Annotated in this window: 17 protein-coding genes and 2 tRNA genes; 3 read left to right on the top strand and 16 right to left on the bottom strand. The window is 68.5% G+C overall.

What is annotated here, in order from left to right; genetic code table 11:
• Window positions 1-63 precede the first annotated feature (63 nt).
• The 9 genes from rpoB to ACZ5DS_RS36125 form a co-directional block, all read right to left on the bottom strand.
• Complete coding sequence (gene rpoB / locus ACZ5DS_RS36165; RefSeq protein ID WP_468247123.1) at window positions 64-3,549, bottom strand: DNA-directed RNA polymerase subunit beta; 3,486 nt, start codon at window positions 3,547-3,549, stop codon at window positions 64-66.
• A 568-nt stretch (window positions 3,550-4,117) separates the two neighbouring features.
• Window positions 4,118-4,501 carry a 50S ribosomal protein L7/L12 gene (rplL, locus tag ACZ5DS_RS36160; protein WP_468247121.1) on the bottom strand — a complete coding sequence of 128 codons (384 nt, stop codon included), beginning with the start codon at window positions 4,499-4,501 and terminating at the stop codon, window positions 4,118-4,120.
• Window positions 4,502-4,617: 116 nt separating this feature from the next.
• Entirely contained in the window at window positions 4,618-5,148 is a 531-nt protein-coding gene (rplJ, locus tag ACZ5DS_RS36155; RefSeq protein WP_100827740.1) for a 50S ribosomal protein L10, read from the bottom strand.
• Window positions 5,149-5,486: 338 nt separating this feature from the next.
• Window positions 5,487-6,422, bottom strand: a complete 936-nt coding sequence (locus tag ACZ5DS_RS36150) for an SCO4651 family lipoprotein (RefSeq protein WP_468247118.1) — start codon at window positions 6,420-6,422, stop codon at window positions 5,487-5,489.
• A 164-nt stretch (window positions 6,423-6,586) separates the two neighbouring features.
• Window positions 6,587-7,312: a 50S ribosomal protein L1 gene (rplA, locus tag ACZ5DS_RS36145; RefSeq protein ID WP_023547414.1), complete on the bottom strand. Its 726-nt coding sequence runs from the start codon at window positions 7,310-7,312 to the stop codon at window positions 6,587-6,589.
• Between the two features lie 81 nt (window positions 7,313-7,393).
• Window positions 7,394-7,828, bottom strand: a complete 435-nt coding sequence (gene rplK, locus ACZ5DS_RS36140; protein ID WP_316750050.1) for a 50S ribosomal protein L11 — start codon at window positions 7,826-7,828, stop codon at window positions 7,394-7,396.
• 169 nt (window positions 7,829-7,997) lie between these two features.
• Window positions 7,998-8,873, bottom strand: coding sequence for a transcription termination/antitermination protein NusG (nusG, locus tag ACZ5DS_RS36135; protein ID WP_468247115.1), 876 nt, complete (start codon window positions 8,871-8,873; stop codon window positions 7,998-8,000).
• A gap of 80 nt (window positions 8,874-8,953) precedes the next feature.
• Window positions 8,954-9,241 (bottom strand): preprotein translocase subunit SecE, encoded by a 288-nt coding sequence (gene secE, locus ACZ5DS_RS36130; RefSeq protein ID WP_468247113.1) that lies wholly within the window; start codon window positions 9,239-9,241, stop codon window positions 8,954-8,956.
• Window positions 9,242-9,348: 107 nt separating this feature from the next.
• Window positions 9,349-9,421, bottom strand: a tRNA-Trp gene (locus ACZ5DS_RS36125).
• Window positions 9,422-9,681: 260 nt separating this feature from the next.
• Here ACZ5DS_RS36125 and ACZ5DS_RS36120 point away from each other — a divergent pair.
• Together ACZ5DS_RS36120 and ACZ5DS_RS36115 are read left to right on the top strand one after the other, a co-directional pair.
• Window positions 9,682-10,908, top strand: a complete 1,227-nt coding sequence (locus ACZ5DS_RS36120) for a pyridoxal phosphate-dependent aminotransferase (protein ID WP_468247111.1) — start codon at window positions 9,682-9,684, stop codon at window positions 10,906-10,908.
• 123 nt (window positions 10,909-11,031) lie between these two features.
• The gene (locus ACZ5DS_RS36115; RefSeq protein WP_468247109.1) at window positions 11,032-12,072 is read left to right on the top strand and encodes an adenosine deaminase; all 1,041 of its coding nucleotides are present in this window, start codon (window positions 11,032-11,034) and stop codon (window positions 12,070-12,072) included.
• On the opposite strand, the gene ACZ5DS_RS36110 is transcribed toward ACZ5DS_RS36115, so the two are convergent.
• The gene (locus tag ACZ5DS_RS36110; protein ID WP_468247107.1) at window positions 12,017-12,727 is read right to left on the bottom strand and encodes a hypothetical protein; all 711 of its coding nucleotides are present in this window, start codon (window positions 12,725-12,727) and stop codon (window positions 12,017-12,019) included. The genes ACZ5DS_RS36115 and ACZ5DS_RS36110 overlap by 56 nt on opposite strands.
• A gap of 18 nt (window positions 12,728-12,745) precedes the next feature.
• Entirely contained in the window at window positions 12,746-13,381 is a 636-nt protein-coding gene (locus ACZ5DS_RS36105) for a TetR/AcrR family transcriptional regulator (RefSeq protein WP_468247105.1), read from the bottom strand.
• Window positions 13,382-13,489: 108 nt separating this feature from the next.
• Here ACZ5DS_RS36105 and ACZ5DS_RS36100 point away from each other — a divergent pair, with 108 nt between their 5' ends.
• A complete protein-coding gene (locus tag ACZ5DS_RS36100; RefSeq protein WP_468247103.1) occupies window positions 13,490-14,122 on the top strand; it encodes an NAD(P)-dependent oxidoreductase in 633 nt (210 codons plus the stop codon).
• A 31-nt stretch (window positions 14,123-14,153) separates the two neighbouring features.
• Here the strand turns inward: ACZ5DS_RS36100 and ACZ5DS_RS36095 are convergent, their stop codons facing one another.
• The 5 genes from ACZ5DS_RS36095 to ACZ5DS_RS36075 all read right to left on the bottom strand — a co-directional run bounded on the left by ACZ5DS_RS36095 (window position 14,154) and on the right by ACZ5DS_RS36075 (window position 16,654).
• Complete coding sequence (locus ACZ5DS_RS36095; RefSeq protein WP_468247101.1) at window positions 14,154-15,209, bottom strand: UDP-N-acetylmuramate dehydrogenase; 1,056 nt, start codon at window positions 15,207-15,209, stop codon at window positions 14,154-14,156.
• Window positions 15,210-15,332: 123 nt separating this feature from the next.
• Window positions 15,333-15,761 (bottom strand): MaoC family dehydratase, encoded by a 429-nt coding sequence (locus ACZ5DS_RS36090; RefSeq protein ID WP_468247099.1) that lies wholly within the window; start codon window positions 15,759-15,761, stop codon window positions 15,333-15,335.
• A gap of 7 nt (window positions 15,762-15,768) precedes the next feature.
• Entirely contained in the window at window positions 15,769-16,221 is a 453-nt protein-coding gene (locus tag ACZ5DS_RS36085; protein WP_468247097.1) for an FAS1-like dehydratase domain-containing protein, read from the bottom strand.
• Between the two features lie 106 nt (window positions 16,222-16,327).
• Window positions 16,328-16,492, bottom strand: coding sequence for a 50S ribosomal protein L33 (rpmG, locus tag ACZ5DS_RS36080; protein WP_003948671.1), 165 nt, complete (start codon window positions 16,490-16,492; stop codon window positions 16,328-16,330).
• 89 nt (window positions 16,493-16,581) lie between these two features.
• Window positions 16,582-16,654, bottom strand: a tRNA-Met gene (locus tag ACZ5DS_RS36075).
• Window positions 16,655-16,689: the final 35 nt, after the last annotated feature.

The following is a 16,689-nucleotide window of genomic DNA, read 5'->3' as shown; positions in this document are numbered from 1 at the left end:
GTCTGAAACGGGGGCCTGGGGGTCGGCGGGGCCCTTAAGGGTGAGGGCCCCGCCAGACTCCCGTCAGACCTCTTCGACGCTGCTCGGCTCGCGCCGGGACAGGTCGATGCCGAGCTCCTCCGCAGCGCGGAAGACGTCCTCGTCGGTGTCACGCATCTCGATGGACATACCGTCGCTGGACAGCACCTCCACGTTCAGGCAGAGCGACTGCATCTCCTTGATGAGCACCTTGAAGGACTCGGGGATGCCGGGCTCGGGGATGTTCTCGCCCTTGACGATGGCCTCGTAGACCTTCACGCGGCCGGTGACGTCGTCGGACTTGATGGTCAGCAGCTCCTGGAGGGCGTACGCGGCGCCGTAGGCCTCGAGGGCCCACACCTCCATCTCACCGAACCGCTGGCCACCGAACTGGGCCTTACCACCCAGCGGCTGCTGGGTGATCATCGAGTACGGGCCGGTCGAGCGGGCGTGCAGCTTGTCGTCGACCAGGTGGTGCAGCTTCAGGATGTACATGTAGCCGACCGAGATCGGGTCCGGGAACGGCTCACCGCTACGGCCGTCGAACAGCCGCGCCTTGCCGGACGGGAGCACCATGCGCTCGCCGTCGCGGTTCGGGATGGTGTGCTGCAGCAGACCCGCCAGCTCGTCCTCACGGGCACCGTCGAAGACCGGGGTGGCGACGTTGGTGCGCGGGGCGACCTGGTCGGCACCGATGGCCTGCAGGCGCTGGGCCCACTCGTCGGCGAGCCCGGAGACGTCCCAGCCGCGGCTGGCGAGCCAGCCGAGGTGGATCTCCAGGACCTGTCCCGGGTTCATTCGGGACGGGACGCCGAGCGGGTTGAGGATGATGTCGACCGGAGTTCCGTCCTCGAGGAACGGCATGTCCTCGATGGGAAGGATCTTCGAGATGACACCCTTGTTGCCGTGACGGCCGGCGAGCTTGTCACCGTCGGTGATCTTGCGCTTCTGCGCGACGTAGACGCGCACCAGCTGGTTCACACCGGGGGGAAGCTCGTCGCCCTCCTCGCGGTCGAAGACGCGCACGCCGATGACCTTGCCGGTCTCGCCGTGCGGCACCTTCAGCGAGGTGTCACGGACCTCACGGGCCTTCTCACCGAAGATCGCGCGCAGCAGGCGCTCCTCGGGGGTCAGCTCGGTCTCACCCTTCGGGGTCACCTTGCCGACGAGGATGTCACCGGCGATGACCTCGGCACCGATACGGATGATGCCGCGCTCGTCCAGGTCCGCGAGGACCTCCTCGGAGACGTTCGGGATGTCCCGGGTGATCTCCTCGGGGCCGAGCTTGGTGTCACGGGCGTCGACCTCGTGCTCCTCGATGTGGATCGAGGAGAGGACGTCGTCCTGCACGAGGCGCTGCGACAGGATGATCGCGTCCTCGTAGTTGTGACCCTCCCACGGCATGAACGCCACGAGCAGGTTCTTGCCGAGGGCCATCTCGCCGTTCTGGGTGGCCGGACCGTCGGCGAGGACCTGGCCCTCGACGACCCGGTCGCCCTCGGAGACGACGACCTTCTGGTTGACCGAGGTGCCCTGGTTGGAGCGGGCGAACTTGGCCAGGCGGTACGTGATGTACGTGCCGTCGTCGTTGGCGGTGGTGATGTAGTCCGCGGAGACCTCCTGGACCACACCCGCCTTCTCGGCCTTGACCACGTCGCCGGCGTCGACGGCGGAGCGGTACTCCATGCCGGTGCCGACGAGCGGGGCCTCCGACTTAATCAGCGGAACGGCCTGACGCATCATGTTCGCGCCCATGAGGGCACGGTTGGCGTCGTCGTGCTCGAGGAAGGGGATCATGGCCGTCGCGACCGACACCATCTGGCGCGGCGAGACGTCCATGTAGTCGACGTCCTCGGGGCTGACGTAGTCGACCTCACCGCCACGGCGGCGGACCAGGACACGCGCCTCGGCGAACCGCAGATCGTCGCCCAGCGTGGCGTTGGCCTGCGCGATGACGAAGCGGTCCTCCTCGTCGGCGGTCAGGTAGTCGACCTCGTCGGTGACCTGGCCGTCGATGACCTTGCGGTACGGGGTCTCGACGAAACCGAACGCGTTGACCCGGCCGTAGGAGGCGAGCGAGCCGATCAGACCGATGTTCGGGCCTTCAGGCGTCTCGATCGGGCACATACGGCCGTAGTGCGACGGGTGCACGTCACGGACCTCGAAGCCGGCCCGCTCACGGGAGAGACCACCCGGACCAAGAGCCGACAGACGGCGCTTGTGGGTGAGACCCGACAGCGGGTTGTTCTGGTCCATGAACTGGGACAGCTGGCTGGTGCCGAAGAACTCCTTGATGGAGGCGACGACCGGCCGGATGTTGATCAGGGTCTGGGGCGTGATCGCCTCGACGTCCTGGGTGGTCATGCGCTCGCGCACGACGCGCTCCATACGGGCGAGACCCGTACGGACCTGGTTCTGGATCAGCTCGCCGACGCTGCGCAGACGACGGTTGCCGAAGTGGTCGATGTCGTCCGTCTCGACAACGATCGTCTGGCCGTTTTCGAGAGTGGTCTCGGTCTCGCCGGCGTGCAGCTGAACCAGGTACTTGATCGTCGAGATGACGTCCTCGACGGTCAGGACACCCGCGTCGAGCGGGGCGTCCGCACCCAGCTTCTTGTTGACCTTGTAGCGGCCGACCTTGGCCAGGTCGTAGCGCTTCGGGTTGAAGTACAGGTTCTCCAGAAGCGTCTGCGCGGCCTCACGCGTGGGGGGCTCGCCCGGACGCAGCTTGCGGTAGATGTCGAGCAGCGCGTCGTCCTGGCCCTGGGTGTGGTCCTTCTCCAGGGTGGCGCGCATGGACTCGTACTCGCCGAACTCCTCGAGGATCTGCTCGGTGGTCCAGCCGAGCGCCTTCAGGAGGACGGTCACGGACTGCTTGCGCTTGCGGTCGATACGGACACCGACCATGTCGCGCTTGTCGATCTCCATCTCCAGCCAGGCACCCCGGGACGGGATGATCTTGGCCGAGAAGATGTCCTTGTCGGACGTCTTGTCGATGGAGGAGTCGAAGTAGACACCGGGGGAACGGACCAGCTGGGACACCACGACACGCTCGGTGCCGTTGATGACGAAAGTGCCCTTGTTCGTCATGAGCGGGAAGTCGCCCATGAAGACGGTCTGGGACTTGATCTCGCCGGTCTCGTTGTTGGTGAACTCGGCGGTGACGAAGAGCGGGGCGGCGTACGTGAAGTCGCGCTCCTTGCACTCGTCGATGGAGTTCTTCGGCGGCTCGAAGCGGTGGTCCCGGAACGTCAGGGACATCGACCCAGAGAAGTCCTCGATCGGGGAGATCTCCTCGAAGATCTCCTCCAGACCGGACTTGGTGGGGACGTCCTGACCGTTCTCAAGAGCCTCCTCGACCCGACTCTGCCAGGCGGTGTTGCCGAGCAGCCAGTCGAAGCTCTCGGTCTGCAGCGCGAGCAGGTTCGGAACCTCGAGAGGCTCCTTGATCTTTGCAAAGGAGATGCGCAGCGGGGCGGTGCTGGCGCCGTTGTTCGTATTCGCGGTCGAGGCGTTGCGCGAGGCGGCCAAGAGGGGGTCCTTCCGAGGGCTCGGACTCACTACGCGCGTGCCGTTCCCTCCCGTACACAGAGACAGAAACCCCAGGTCAAGGGAGCTTCGGTCATCGGTGCTCGAGTGAGGGCAGACCCCTGGTGACGGGCAGGGGACAGCTAACAGGCAGCGCAAAGGGTCAGTGTAGCCACTTGGCACACTGATGTCCAGTGCGGGTTGTTCGAGACCCTCGTTGTTCTCAACGCCCTCGTCAACGCCCTCGGCATGCCTGCCCTCAACGCACGTTCATACTGCCCTCTTCGTCGTCGATCCATGCCTCGGATTCGGATCCTTGTGACGACGCGTCCTGAGAATTGCGCGCTGCGTGCGGTTCGTCAAGGCCCCCCAGCCCAAACTGGGCCGACCGGAGACACGACGAAGATCACCATACCCCTCGCCACCGGGGCTGCAAGGTAACCGAGGCCGGACCTCCGATACGCCGAAGAGCGACCACCCGGATGGGTGATCGCTCTTCGGTGCGGTCGCGTTACAGCCCTAGGAGGCCGTACTCAGCGCGCGGAGAGAGTCGTGGAGACTCCGAAAGGTCTTACTTGACCTCGACGGAGGCACCGGCGCCCTTGAGGGCCTCGGCAGCCTTGTCAGCGGCCTCCTTGTTGACCTTCTCGAGGACCGGCTTCGGGGTGCCGTCGACCAGGTCCTTGGCCTCCTTGAGGCCCAGGGAGGTGAGCTCGCGCACGACCTTGATGACCTGGATCTTCTTGTCGCCGGCGCCGGTGAGGATGACGTCGAACTCGTCCTTCTCCTCGACGGCCTCGGCCGGGGCGCCGGGGACGGCGGGGCCGGCAACGGCGACCGCGGCGGCGGCGGTGACGTCGAACTTCTCCTCGAAGGCCTTCACGAACTCGGAGAGCTCGATGAGGGTCATCTCCTCGAACTGGGCGAGCAGGTCTTCCTGGCTGAGCTTCGCCATGATGGCGGTCCTTCCACTCAAATCGGCAGGTGCCGGATGTACTGGGTAAGGCGGGCGTACGTCGGCCCGCTAGACCCTCGCCACGTCAGGCGGCGAGGATCGGAAAGCGAGCCGAATTACTCGGCACCGCCCTGCTCGTCCCGCTTGGCACGAAGAGCGTCCACGGTGCGGACGAGCTTCGAGGGAAGCGCCTGGAAGAGCTGAGCAGCCTGGGACTGCTTGCCCTTGAAGGCACCCGCCAGCTTGGAGAGCAGAACCTCGCGGGACTCGAGGTCCGCAAGCTTCTTGATCTCGTCGGCAGACAGCGCCTTGCCTTCAAGGACACCGCCCTTGATGACGAGATTCGGGTTGTCCTTGGCGAAGTCACGGAGACCCTTCGCCGACACCACCGGGTCACCGGTGATGAAGGCGACAGCCGTCGGACCATTGAACTGGTCGTCCAGCGTCGTGATCCCGGCCTCGTTGGCCGCAATCTTGGTCAGCGTGTTCTTCACCACGGCGTACTGGGCGTTCTCACCGAGCGACCGGCGCAGCGTCTTGAGCTGCGCCACGGTGAGACCGCGGTACTCGGTCAGCACAGCGGCGTTCGAGTTGCGGAACTTGTCCGTCAGCTCGGCAACCGCGGCAGCCTTGTCGGGCCTCGCCATAGAGCCTCGGCCTCCTTCCGGGTGATTCGGACCGCGCGGACCCGAAGGAGGACTGGGGAAAACGAAACGCCCCGGCGCAGGCGCACGGGGCGGACTCGACCGGCCGCACACACGTGAGCGTGTGCCCCGGGAGTTCTTCCACTGTCACCTGCGCGGGTCGTCCACTTTGCAGCGGATCCTTCGGCCACCGCGCCCTCGTTCGAGCGCACGGCAACGACCAGCGGTCTTTGGCTTCTGTAGGAGAGTACGGGACCGGGGCGCCGCCGAGCAAATCGGGCTCTACGGCGCCCCGGTCCAGGGCTTTCCGAGGCGGCCCCCGGTCATGGCGGCCGCAGGCGTCAGGAGCTGGTGCCGGAGCCGCCCGGCAGGGAGGTCTCGCTGCCGCTCGACACGGTCCCGCCGGACTTCATGAGGTCCTTGAAGTCCTTGGTGTCGGCGGCCGGGGGCGCCTCGGCGGAGACCTTCACGCCGTAGTCGCTGTAGTAGGCCGTGCTGGTCATGGCGCCGGTCGTCATGTCCGCCTTCTCGACCTTCTTGACCAGCAGGTCCTGGTCGTTGACCCAGATGTCGACGGTCTCCGTGGTGACGCCCGCCTGGGTGAGCTGCTTCTTCAGGCCGGCCAGCTGGTCGGCGGTGAGGTTGCTGTTCTTGCCGGCGAGGTCGGCGACGTCGACCGTGCCCGAGTAGTGCGTGGCGTGGACGCCCTCGACCGTGTCCTCGCCGACCTTCTTCACGTCGCCGGAGGCCAGCAGCAGCTTCACCGACTGGTTCGGCGTGGTGTTCTGCATCTGGTCCCGCAGATACGCGCCGGAGCTGCCCGCGACCTTCGCGAGGTCGTCGTACGCGTACCTGATCCAGTGCTGGCCGCCGAACTGCTGGGCGAACTTCTCGCTCATCTTGGCGTAGTAGGCGTCCGGCAGATAGCGGGCCTCCATCGACGCGGTGCCGGCCTTGCGCATCGCCTCGGCCATCCTGCCGCCGGTGTACGTGATGGTGAGGTTGCCCTTGAGGCCGTCGCCCCAGGTGAGGGCGCCGTTCGCCGTCATCGACATGGCGTCGCCGATGGTCGTGCTGGAGCGGACCTTGGCGGACTCGGCCTTGTCGGTCGACTTCTCGGCGGAGCGCAGGGCGGCGAGGGGGCTGGCATGCGTGACACTCCTGCCGGCCGCCTTGTCGCCCTTTCCGGCCTCCTGGGAGCCGCAGGCGGCCACCCCGGTCAGCGCGGTCACCACCGCGACGGAAAGGGTCACTCGGCGTACGGTCGTGCTCTTCATGGAGTCCCACCCCTATGCGCGTCCTGTGCCTGCACCGTGATCCAGGCCACTGACAGTCGTACGAAAAGTCGCACAAAGAAAGGACGGGCCCCGAACCTCGAAGGTTCCAGGGCCCGCCCTCTACAGACGCGTACCTGACGCGGCTACCGGGGTGAGCGGGAGGCTCAGACGGCGGCCGGGTCCTCCTCGACGAGGAGGTTGCGGGTGCGGTTCGGGTCGACCGGGATGCCGGGGCCCATCGTGGTGGTGATGGCGGCCTTCTTGATGTAGCGACCCTTGGCGGCGGACGGCTTCAGACGGAGGATCTCCTCCAGCGCGGCGCCGTAGTTCTCCACCAGCTTGGCGTCGTCGAAGGACGCCTTGCCGATGATGAAGTGCAGGTTCGAGTGCTTGTCGACGCGGAACTCGATCTTGCCGCCCTTGATCTCGGTCACGGCCTTGGCGGTGTCCGGGGTCACGGTGCCGGTCTTCGGGTTCGGCATCAGACCACGCGGGCCGAGGACGCGGCCGAGGCGGCCGACCTTGCCCATGAGGTCCGGGGTGGCGACGACGGCGTCGAAGTCCAGACGGCCCTTCGCCACCTCGTCGATCAGCTCGTCGGCGCCGACGATGTCGGCGCCCGCGGCACGCGCGGCCTCGGCACGGTCACCGGTCGCGAAGACCAGGACCCGGGCGGTCTTACCGGTGCCGTGCGGAAGGTTCACGGTGCCACGGACCATCTGGTCGGCCTTGCGCGGGTCGACACCCAGACGGAAGGCGACCTCGACGGTGCCGTCGAACTTGGTCGTGGAGGTCTCCTTGGCGAGACGGACGGCCTCGAGCGGGGCGTACAGCTTCTCCCGGTCGACCTTGGCGTCCGCAGCGCGGAGAGCCTTGCTGCGCTTGCTCACAACTGCTCCTGTGTGTTCGGTGAGGAGTCGTGGTGTACGGGCCGAGCAGGCCCTACCACGGTGGTTCTACGAAGGTGGGGGTCAGCCCTCGACCGTGACGCCCATGGAGCGCGCGGTACCGGCGATGATCTTCGCGGCGGCGTCCAGGTCGTTGGCGTTGAGGTCGGGCAGCTTGGTCTGGGCGATCTCGCGGACCTGCGCCTCGGTGATCTTGGCGACCTTGGTCTTGTGCGGCTCGCCGGAGCCCTTCTCGATGCCCGCGGCCTTGAGGATCATCTTGGCGGCCGGCGGCGTCTTGGTGACGAAGGTGAAGGAACGGTCCTCGTAGACCGTGATCTCCACCGGGATGACCCAACCGCGCTGCGACTCGGTCGCGGCGTTGTAGGCCTTGCAGAACTCCATGATGTTGACGCCGTGCTGACCCAGCGCGGGGCCGACCGGCGGGGCCGGGTTGGCGGCGCCGGCCTGGATCTGGAGCTTGATGAGCCCCGTGACCTTCTTCTTCTTGGGAGGCATAGCTCTCCGGGTCCTTTCGATTCGGGTCCTGCCCGCTTCCGGGGACCACCCGGACGCAGGCATACCGCACAACGATAACGGGTATGGATGCGCGGCCAAAAACCGAGCAGGTCAGGCGGACGCTCGAGCGATCGCCTGACCTGCGCGGAAGCGGTACACCCAGAAAAAACTAGTTCTTCTGGATCTGGTCGAAGGAGAGCTCGACCGGCGTCTCGCGGCCGAAGATCTCCACCAGGCCCTTGACCTTCTTCGAGTCGGGGTTGATCTCGTTGATGGTCGCCTGGAGCGTGGCGAACGGGCCGTCGGTGACGGTGACCGAGTCGCCGACCTCGAAGTCCAGCACCTGGACCTCGACCTTGCGCTGCGGGGCGGGCTTGCCCTCGGCCTCAGCGGCCTCGCGGGCGGCCTTCTCCTCCGCCTCCGGGGCGAGCATCTTGACGATCTCGTCCAGAGTCAGCGGGTAGGGGTCGTAGGCGTTGCCCACGAAGCCGGTGACGCCGGGGGTGTTGCGGACGACGCCCCAGGACTCGTTGGTCAGGTCCATGCGGACCAGGACGTAACCCGGCAGCTTGTTCTGCTTGATCGTCTTGCGGTCGCCGTTCTTGATCTGGACGACCTCTTCCTGCGGCACCTCGGCCTGGAAGATGTAGTCCTCGACGTTCAGCGAGACGGCGCGCTGCTCCAGGTTGGTCTTCACGCGGTTCTCGTAGCCGGCGTAGGTGTGGATGACGTACCACTCGCCGGGCAGGGTGCGCAGTTCCTCGCGCAGGGCCGCGATCGGGTCGACAGGCTCGGCGGGCTCGGCGGGCTCCTCCTCGGCGGCCTCGTCGGCCAGGGTGACGGGCTCGCCGGTGTCGACGTCCTCGCCTTCCTCGTCCTCGACGTGCAGCGCGGTCTCTTCGGCCGGCTCGCCCGCCTCGGCCTCGGCAGCCTCGAACTCGTCCTGCTCGTCCGCGCCCTCGACGATGTCGAGCTCGTCGTCCACCGTCTCGGCAGCAGCCCCGCGAGGCTCGGTGGCGTCGTCGTTCAGGTTCGGGTCAGACACGATGGCTGCTTCTTCCTGGATACATAGGGGTGGAACATGCGAAAACGGGCGCCGGTACCACGGCGCCCTTCGCTCTTGGCTCAGCCGAAGACGTACTTGGCCGCGTGGTTGAGCCCATAGTCAATCACGGTCACCAGGGCGATCATGATGGCGACGAAGAAGATCACCACAGTGGTGTACGACGTCAGCTGGTTGCGCGACGGCCAGACGACCTTGCGGAGCTCCGCGATGATCTGGCGGTAGAAGATGGCGAGGCGCTTCAGCGGGCCCTTCTTGGCGCGCTTGCCGCCCTTGCGGCCCTTCTTCTTCGTCTCCAGCGCCTCGTCCTGGGCATCAGGCGTGTCGATGGAGCCCACGGCGTCCGTCATTCGTCCTCACCTGATCCCGGGTCATGGCCGTGCCGCGCCCGGTTTCTGAGCCGCACGGCGGTGCAATGCTGTACGTACATGCGCACACATCCTGGCGGTGTGTGTAGCAGGGCCGGAGGGACTTGAACCCCCAACCGCCGGTTTTGGAGACCGGTGCTCTACCAATTGAGCTACGACCCTTTGTGTGTCCCCCAACGTACCGCATCCGACCGGGTGCTCGGTGTGCACCGGTTGGGGAGCGGCTACTGAAGGCCAACGAGGTGAGAGTGTACGTGGTCCAGGCCCCTGCGTCGAACAGAAAGTGCCTGACCGGGGTCGCGAGGCCGAAGATCGTCCTGGCCGCGGGCCGGATTCGGACCCCTGTTCACGTCTCGACCCCTTGATGTTCAGTCTGTGAAACCCGCGTGCCGGGGGCATTTCGGGTCTGGAACGATGGCCCCATGAGCGCTGCAATCCCACCCACCGAGCGCCGGGTCTCCGCCCGAGTCGGCGCGATCTCCGAGTCCGCCACCCTCGCCGTGGACGCCAAGGCCAAGGCCCTGAAGGCCGCCGGGCGTCCGGTGATCGGCTTCGGCGCCGGCGAGCCCGACTTCCCGACCCCGGACTACATCGTCGAGGCCGCGATCGAGGCCTGCAAGAACCCGAAGTACCACCGCTACACCCCGGCCGGCGGTCTGCCCGAGCTGAAGGCCGCGATCGCCGCGAAGACGCTGCGCGACTCGGGCTACGAGGTCGACCCGTCCCAGATCCTGGTGACCAACGGCGGCAAGCAGGCCATCTACGAGGCGTTCGCCGCGATCCTCGACCCGGGTGACGAGGTCATCGTCCCGGCGCCGTACTGGACGACGTACCCGGAGTCGATCCGGCTGGCCGGCGGTGTCCCGGTGGAGGTCGTCGCCGACGAGACGACCGGCTACCGGGTGAGCGTGGAGCAGCTGGAGGCGGCACGCACGGAGAGGACGAAGGTCGTGCTCTTCGTCTCCCCGTCCAACCCGACCGGCGCCGTCTACAGCCAGGAGGAGGCCGAGGCGATCGGCCGCTGGGCCGTCGAGCACGGCCTGTGGGTCCTCACGGACGAGATCTACGAGCACCTCGTCTACGGCGACGCGACGTTCACTTCGCTGCCGGCGCTCCTGCCGGAGCTGCGCGACAAGTGCATCGTGGTCAACGGTGTGGCGAAGACGTACGCCATGACCGGCTGGCGCGTGGGCTGGGTCATCGGCCCGAAGGACGTCGTCAAGGCCGCGACGAACCTGCAGTCGCACGCCACCTCGAACGTCTCCAACGTGGCCCAGGTGGCCGCCCTGGCCGCCGTCTCCGGCGACCTGGAGGCCGTCGCGACGATGCGCGAGGCCTTCGACCGGCGCCGCAAGACGATCGTGCGGATGCTCAACGAGATCGACGGCGTTCTCTGCCCGGAGCCCGAGGGCGCGTTCTACGCCTACCCGTCGGTCAAGGGCCTGCTCGGCAAGGAGATCCGCGGCAAGCGTCCGCAGGACACCGTGGAGCTGGCCGCGCTGATCCTGGAGGAGGCCGAGGTCGCGGTCGTCCCGGGCGAGGCCTTCGGCACGCCGGGCTACCTGCGGCTGTCGTACGCGCTCGGCGACGAGGACCTCGTCGAGGGTGTGAGCCGGATGCAGAAGCTGCTGGCGGAGGCGCGGGACTGAGGTCCCCTGCTCGTACGGGGGCAGCTCCCCTTTTCGGGAGCTGCCCCCGTCCCTTTGTGCGAGCAAGACCACGTTCGGGGAAAGAGCTACCGGTGCGGCCGGGACGTACGGCAGGATCCTGGGATGGAGCGTGTACGTGACCTCTCTGAGCTGCCGAAAGCCCATCTGCACCTGCACTTCACCGGCTCGATGCGGCCGGGGACCGTCCTGGAGCTGGCCGACAAGTACGGCGTGCGCCTGCCCGAGGCCCTGACCGAGGCACTGACCAGCGGCGAGCCGCCCAGGCTGCGCGCCACGGACGAGCGCGGCTGGTTCCGGTTCCAGCGCCTGTACGACGCGGCGCGCTCCTGCCTGAGGCAGCCGGAGGACATCCAGCGGCTGGTCCGGGAGGCCGCCGAGGAGGATCTGAAGGACGGCTCGGGCTGGCTGGAGATCCAGGTGGACCCGACGTCGTACGCGCCCCGGCTGGGCGGGCTGATCCCGGCTCTCGAGATCATCCTGGACGCGGTGGACACGACGGTGCGGGAGACCGGGCTCGGGATGCGGGTCCTGGTGGCGGCGAACCGTATGAAGCACCCGCTGGACGCGCGCACGCTGGCCCGGCTCGCGGTGCGGTACGCCGACCGGGGCGTGGTCGGCTTCGGGCTCTCCAACGACGAACGGCGGGGCATGGCGCGGGACTTCGACCGTGCCTTCGCCATCGCGCGCGACGGCGGCCTGCTGTCGGCACCGCACGGCGGCGAGCTGACCGGCCCGGCGTCGGTGCGCGACTGCCTGGACGACCTGCATGCCTCGCGGATCGGGCACGGGGTGCGGGCGGCCGAGGACCCGCGGCTGCTGAAGCGGCTCGCCGACCGGGGCGTGACCTGCGAGGTCTGCCCGGCCTCGAACGTGGCGCTCGGCGTCTACGAGAAGCCGGAGGACGTTCCGCTGCGGACGTTGTTCGAGGCGGGCGTCCCGATGGCCCTCGGCGCCGACGACCCGCTGCTCTTCGGCTCCCGGCTGGCCGCCCAGTACGAGATCGCCCGGCGGCACCACGATTTCACGGACGCGGAACTCGCGGAGCTGGCCCGGCAGTCGGTGCGGGCGTCGGCGGCGCCGGGGGACGTCAGGGCGCGGCTGCTGGCCGGCGTGGACGACTGGCTGGCTCGCCCGGCCGTCTGAAGTGGGCGTAGGGCGGATACGCCTGGAAGCAGATCAGCACCTCGGGGCTCCGCCACGGGTCCGCCTCGGACTGCAGGCCGCTGATGCAGCCCATGAGGGCGGAGCCGCCCTTCACGATCCGCTTCTGGCGCGGTCCCCAGCCCGCCGCGGACGCACATTCCATGGACGTCTGGGCGAAGGCGTCGCGGCTGCCGACGAGGAAGAACGTCCGCGCGTGGGTGGTGTGGCGCAGCTCGTCCCTCAGGCCGCTGTCGTAGCGGCGCCGTTCCCAGGCGGCCGCGTCCCGCGCGGTGCGTGCCTCGTCGGTGCGGACGGTCAGCGGGGTGCCCTTGGTCGGCCTGCGGCGCAGCTCGGGCCATGTGCTGGGCCGCAGTCCGTAGGTGTGGTGGACCAGAACCAGGTCGACCGGCTCGCCGCAGCCCCCGTGGTGCTCTGTGACGGTGTCGCGCAGCGGGACGTGGACGACGGTGTGCCGCGAGTAGGCGGCGAAGGAGAACAGGCCGGCCAGCCGGTTGAGCCCGTCGTGGTCGCCGGTCAGGACGCCGTACGGCGCCGGGTCGCGCAGTGACGTGTGCCGCAGGGGTTGCCAGGGCTGGACCACACGGTGTTCGTGCGGCCCGGTCCGGAACCTGAACTCGCGCGGCCTCAGCCGCATACGGGATGCCTCACGGCCTCAGGTTCGCGGTCGGCCCGGGTCCTCCGCAACGGGGATTTCCGCGGCGATGCCGCCCAGCAGGGTGCGGGCGAGCCGGGCGGCGAACGCGTCCACGGGCGGTCGTGCGCCGCTCTCGGTGGCGTCGTAGGCGAACGCGCGCTGGGCGCAGGCGCCGAGGAGGAGCGAGGCGGCGGCGAAAGTGTCGGCGTCGGCGGAGACCCGGCCGGCCGTCTGCTCGGCGCGCAGATAGGCGTCCAGGCTCCGGATCGGCATGTGGGGGCCGGAGCCGATCTTCCGCAGCACGTCGTCGTGCCGCCGCTTGAGCTGTGTCTCGGCGTACAGGGAGGCGGCGATCGGGAAGCTCTGCTCGTAGAAGAGGGCCGCCTGGCGGGCGATCTCGGTGAGGTTCTCCTCCAGGGTGCCCCGGCCCGGCTCGGCCGCGAGGCCGGTCAGCAGGGGGGCGAGCCGGGGCAGTCGCTCGGTGAGCACCCGGACGAACAGCTCCTCTTTGCTCTCGAAGTACTTGTAGAGCGCCGCCTCGGAACAGCCGGCCGCCCTGGCGATCTCCTTGGTCGTGGCACGGGCGAGTCCGATGGTGAGCATCAGCTCGTGGGCGGCGTCGAGGATGCGGACACGCGCCGGCTTCGTCTCCATGGGACGTCCAATCGGGGCTTGACGGGTGGGTGGGTGCTTACTCACTCTAGAGAAACATCCGGGTGAGTGAATGCTCACCCACCTTGGTACGGGAGTACGGGAGTCCCCATGAAGCTCACCGTTTTCGGCGCCACCGGCGGGATCGGCCAGGAGATCGTCCGTCAGGCGCTCGGCGCAGGTCATCAGGTGACCGCCGTCGTCCGCGATCCGGCCCGGCTGACCGCCACGGGGGACGCGCTGGAGGTGTTCCGGGCGGACCTCACCGACCCGGGGGAGCTGCGCGCCGCCGTCGCCGGCCGGGACGCGGTCCTGTCGGGCCTCGGCGCGCGCAGCACCAAGGACGCGGGGGTGGCCGCCCGGCTCACCCGTACGGTCCTCGCGGCCATGGAGGCCGAGGGGGCGCGGCGGCTGCTGGTGGTCAGCGCCGCCCCGGTCGGACCGACCCCCGAGGACGACGGCCTCCTGGACCGCGGGATGCGGGGGCTGGTGTCGGCGATCCTCAAGGACGTCTACGCCGACCTGCGCGAGATGGAGGCCGAACTGGCGCGCAGCGGCACGGACTGGACGTCGGTACGGCCGCCGCGCCTGCAGGACAAGCCGCTCACCGGCCGCTACCGCACGGTCGTCGGCGGCTTCCCGCACAAGGGCCGCTTCATCGCGCGCGCGGACGTCGCCCACGCGATGCTGTCGATGATCGACGACACGGGGACGGTGAAGCAGGGGGTGGGGGTCGCGTACTGAGCCGCTACGGCCGCACGCCCACCGCCTGCGGCTACAGGCTCACGCCGACCGTCACCGGCTCGTTGACCAGGGTGATCCCGAAGGCCTCGCGGACTCCGGCGACGACCTCGCGGGCCAGGGCCAGCAGGTCCTCGGTGGTCGCCTCGCCCTGGTTGGTCAGGGCGAGCGTGTGCTTGGTGGAGATGCGGGCGGGCCCGGTGCCGTACCCCTTGGTGAAGCCCGCCTTGTCGATGAGCCAGGCCGCCGAGGTCTTCGTACGGCCCTCCCCCGCCGGGTACGCGGGCGGCTCGACGCCCTCGCCCAGCCGCTCCTGCACGCGCGCGTGGAACGCGGTGAACTGCGCCTCGGTGAGGATCGGGTTGGTGAAGAACGACCCGGCGGACCAGGTGTCGTGGTCCTCGGGGTCGAGGACCATGCCCTTGCCGGCGCGCAGCTTCAGCACGGTCTCGCGGGCCACGGCGAGCGGCACCCTCTCCCCCGGCTCCACACCGAGCGCCCGGGCCACCTCGGGGTACTTGACCGGCGCCGACAGCCCGTCCGCGTCCGCCAGCTCGAAGCGGACGCGCAGGACGACGTAGCGCTCGGGGTCGGCCTTGAAGCGGCTGTGCCGGTACGAGAAGGCGCACTCCTCATTCGTCAGCGTGACCGTCTCGCCGGCCCGGCGGTCGTAGGCGATCACCTCGGTGATGGTCGAGGAGACCTCCTGGCCGTAGGCGCCCACGTTCTGGATCGGGGTCGCGCCCGCGGAGCCGGGGATCCCGGCGAGGCACTCGATCCCGGCGAGCCCGGCCTCCACGGTGCGGGCGACGGCGTCCGTCCAGACCTCGCCGGCCGCCAGCTCCAGCGTGGTGCCGCGCAGTTCGAAGCCGGTCGTGGCGATGCGCAGGGCGGTGCCGTCGAAGCCCTTGTCGCCGATGACCAGGTTGGATCCGCCGCCGATGAGCAGCAGCGGGGTCCGGGTGTCGTCGGCGTCCCGGACGGCGGCGATCACCTCGGCGTCGGTCGTCGCGGTGACCAGCCGGGTGGCGGGGCCGCCCAGCCGGAAGGTGGTCAGCGGGGCCAGGGGGGCGTCGTGGAGTTCCTGCACGCGCTCAAGACTACGAGACGGCACGGACAGCGCTGCGAGACGGCACCGCTTCTGAAGACGGGTACGCGTAAGGGGCAGCCCGCAATTGCGGACGCCCCTTACATCAGCACCTCATGCGGGCCGTCAGGCCAGGCGTACGACCGCCCGGGACATGCCCAGCACCTTCTGGCCGTCGCTCATGGCGGTCAGGTCCACGCGCACCGTGTTGTCGTCGAGCTTGGCCGCGACCTTGCCGCTGACCTCGATCACCGCGCCCTTGTCGTCGTTCGGCACGACGACCGGCCGGGTGAAGCGGACGCCGTACTCCACGACCGCGGCCGGGTCGCCGGTCCAGTCGGTGACCACGCGGATCGCCTCGGCCATGGTGAACATGCCGTGCGCGATGACGTCCGGCAGGCCCACCTCCTTGGCGAACTTCTCGTTCCAGTGGATCGGGTTGAAGTCCCCGGAGGCACCCGCGTACCGCACCAGCGTGGCGCGGGTCACGGGGAAGGTCTGCGCCGGAAGTTCGGTGCCGACCTCGACGTCGTCGTACGCGATCTTCGCCGTCATCGCTGTCTCACGCCTCCTCGGCCGCACGGGCCACGAGCTTGGTCCAGGCGGTCACCACGTGCTCGCCCGCCTCGTCGTGCACCTCGCCGCGGATCTCCAGCACGTCGTTGCCCGCGAGGGACTTGATCGTCTCGATGGTCGAGGTGACCGTGAGCCGGTCACCGGCGCGCACCGGGCGGGCGTAGGCGAACTTCTGGTCGCCGTGCACCACACGGCTGTAGTCGAGACCGAGCTGCGGGTCCTCGACGACCTGTCCGGCTGCCCGGAAGGTGATGGAGAACACGAAGGTCGGCGGGGCGATCACATCGGGGTGGCCGAACGCCTTGGCGGCCTCCGGGTCCGTGTACGCGGGGTTGGTATCCCCGATCGCCTCGGCGAACTCGCGGATCTTCTCCCGGCCCACCTCGTAGGGCTCGGTGGGCGGATAGGTCCGCCCGACGAAGGACTGGTCCAGCGCCATGGCCCGGCACCTCCTGGTCTCGGCAGCGTGACTGCTCTCAGCAGCGTGTGAAACGACGTGAGGCCGCCCCCCGACTTGTGGGGGCGGCCTCACGTATGAGCCTGATTTATCGCGTCTCGCGGTGCGCGGTGTGCGCGTTGCAACGCGGGCAGTGCTTCTTCATCTCAAGACGGTCCGGGTTGTTACGCCGGTTCTTCTTGGTGATGTAGTTCCGCTCCTTGCACTCCACGCAGGCCAGCGTGATCTTCGGGCGGACGTCGGTGGCAGCCACGTGAGTGCTCCTTGACGAACGGATGGAATGAATTAACGCAAGAAAGAGTAGCCGATCGAAGGACCGACCCCGCAATCGGCTACTGTCAGTAGCGGTGACCGGACTTGAACCGGTGACACAGCGATTATGAGCCGCTTGCTCTACCGACTGAGCTACACCGCTTTGATGAGATCGGCCCCGCCTTGCGGCGGGAACCT

The sequence above is a fragment of the Streptomyces sp. NPDC031100 genome, assembly GCF_055570785.1.
This window is presented reverse-complemented; position numbering and strand designations above follow the sequence as displayed.

Coding starts and splice junctions, on each gene's coding strand:
- ACZ5DS_RS36115 (WP_468247109.1), top strand. CDS start 11,032: ATGGAGCGTGTACGTGACCTCTCTGAGCTGCCGAAAGCCCATCTGCAC.
- rplK (WP_316750050.1), bottom strand. CDS start 7,828: ATGCCTCCCAAGAAGAAGAAGGTCACGGGGCTCATCAAGCTCCAGATC.
- ACZ5DS_RS36120 (WP_468247111.1), top strand. CDS start 9,682: ATGAGCGCTGCAATCCCACCCACCGAGCGCCGGGTCTCCGCCCGAGTC.
- ACZ5DS_RS36085 (WP_468247097.1), bottom strand. CDS start 16,221: ATGGCGCTGGACCAGTCCTTCGTCGGGCGGACCTATCCGCCCACCGAG.
- ACZ5DS_RS36110 (WP_468247107.1), bottom strand. CDS start 12,727: ATGCGGCTGAGGCCGCGCGAGTTCAGGTTCCGGACCGGGCCGCACGAA.
- secE (WP_468247113.1), bottom strand. CDS start 9,241: ATGACGGACGCCGTGGGCTCCATCGACACGCCTGATGCCCAGGACGAG.
- ACZ5DS_RS36100 (WP_468247103.1), top strand. CDS start 13,490: ATGAAGCTCACCGTTTTCGGCGCCACCGGCGGGATCGGCCAGGAGATC.
- rplL (WP_468247121.1), bottom strand. CDS start 4,501: ATGGCGAAGCTCAGCCAGGAAGACCTGCTCGCCCAGTTCGAGGAGATG.
- ACZ5DS_RS36150 (WP_468247118.1), bottom strand. CDS start 6,422: ATGAAGAGCACGACCGTACGCCGAGTGACCCTTTCCGTCGCGGTGGTG.
- ACZ5DS_RS36105 (WP_468247105.1), bottom strand. CDS start 13,381: ATGGAGACGAAGCCGGCGCGTGTCCGCATCCTCGACGCCGCCCACGAG.
- ACZ5DS_RS36090 (WP_468247099.1), bottom strand. CDS start 15,761: ATGACGGCGAAGATCGCGTACGACGACGTCGAGGTCGGCACCGAACTT.
- rplJ (WP_100827740.1), bottom strand. CDS start 5,148: ATGGCGAGGCCCGACAAGGCTGCCGCGGTTGCCGAGCTGACGGACAAG.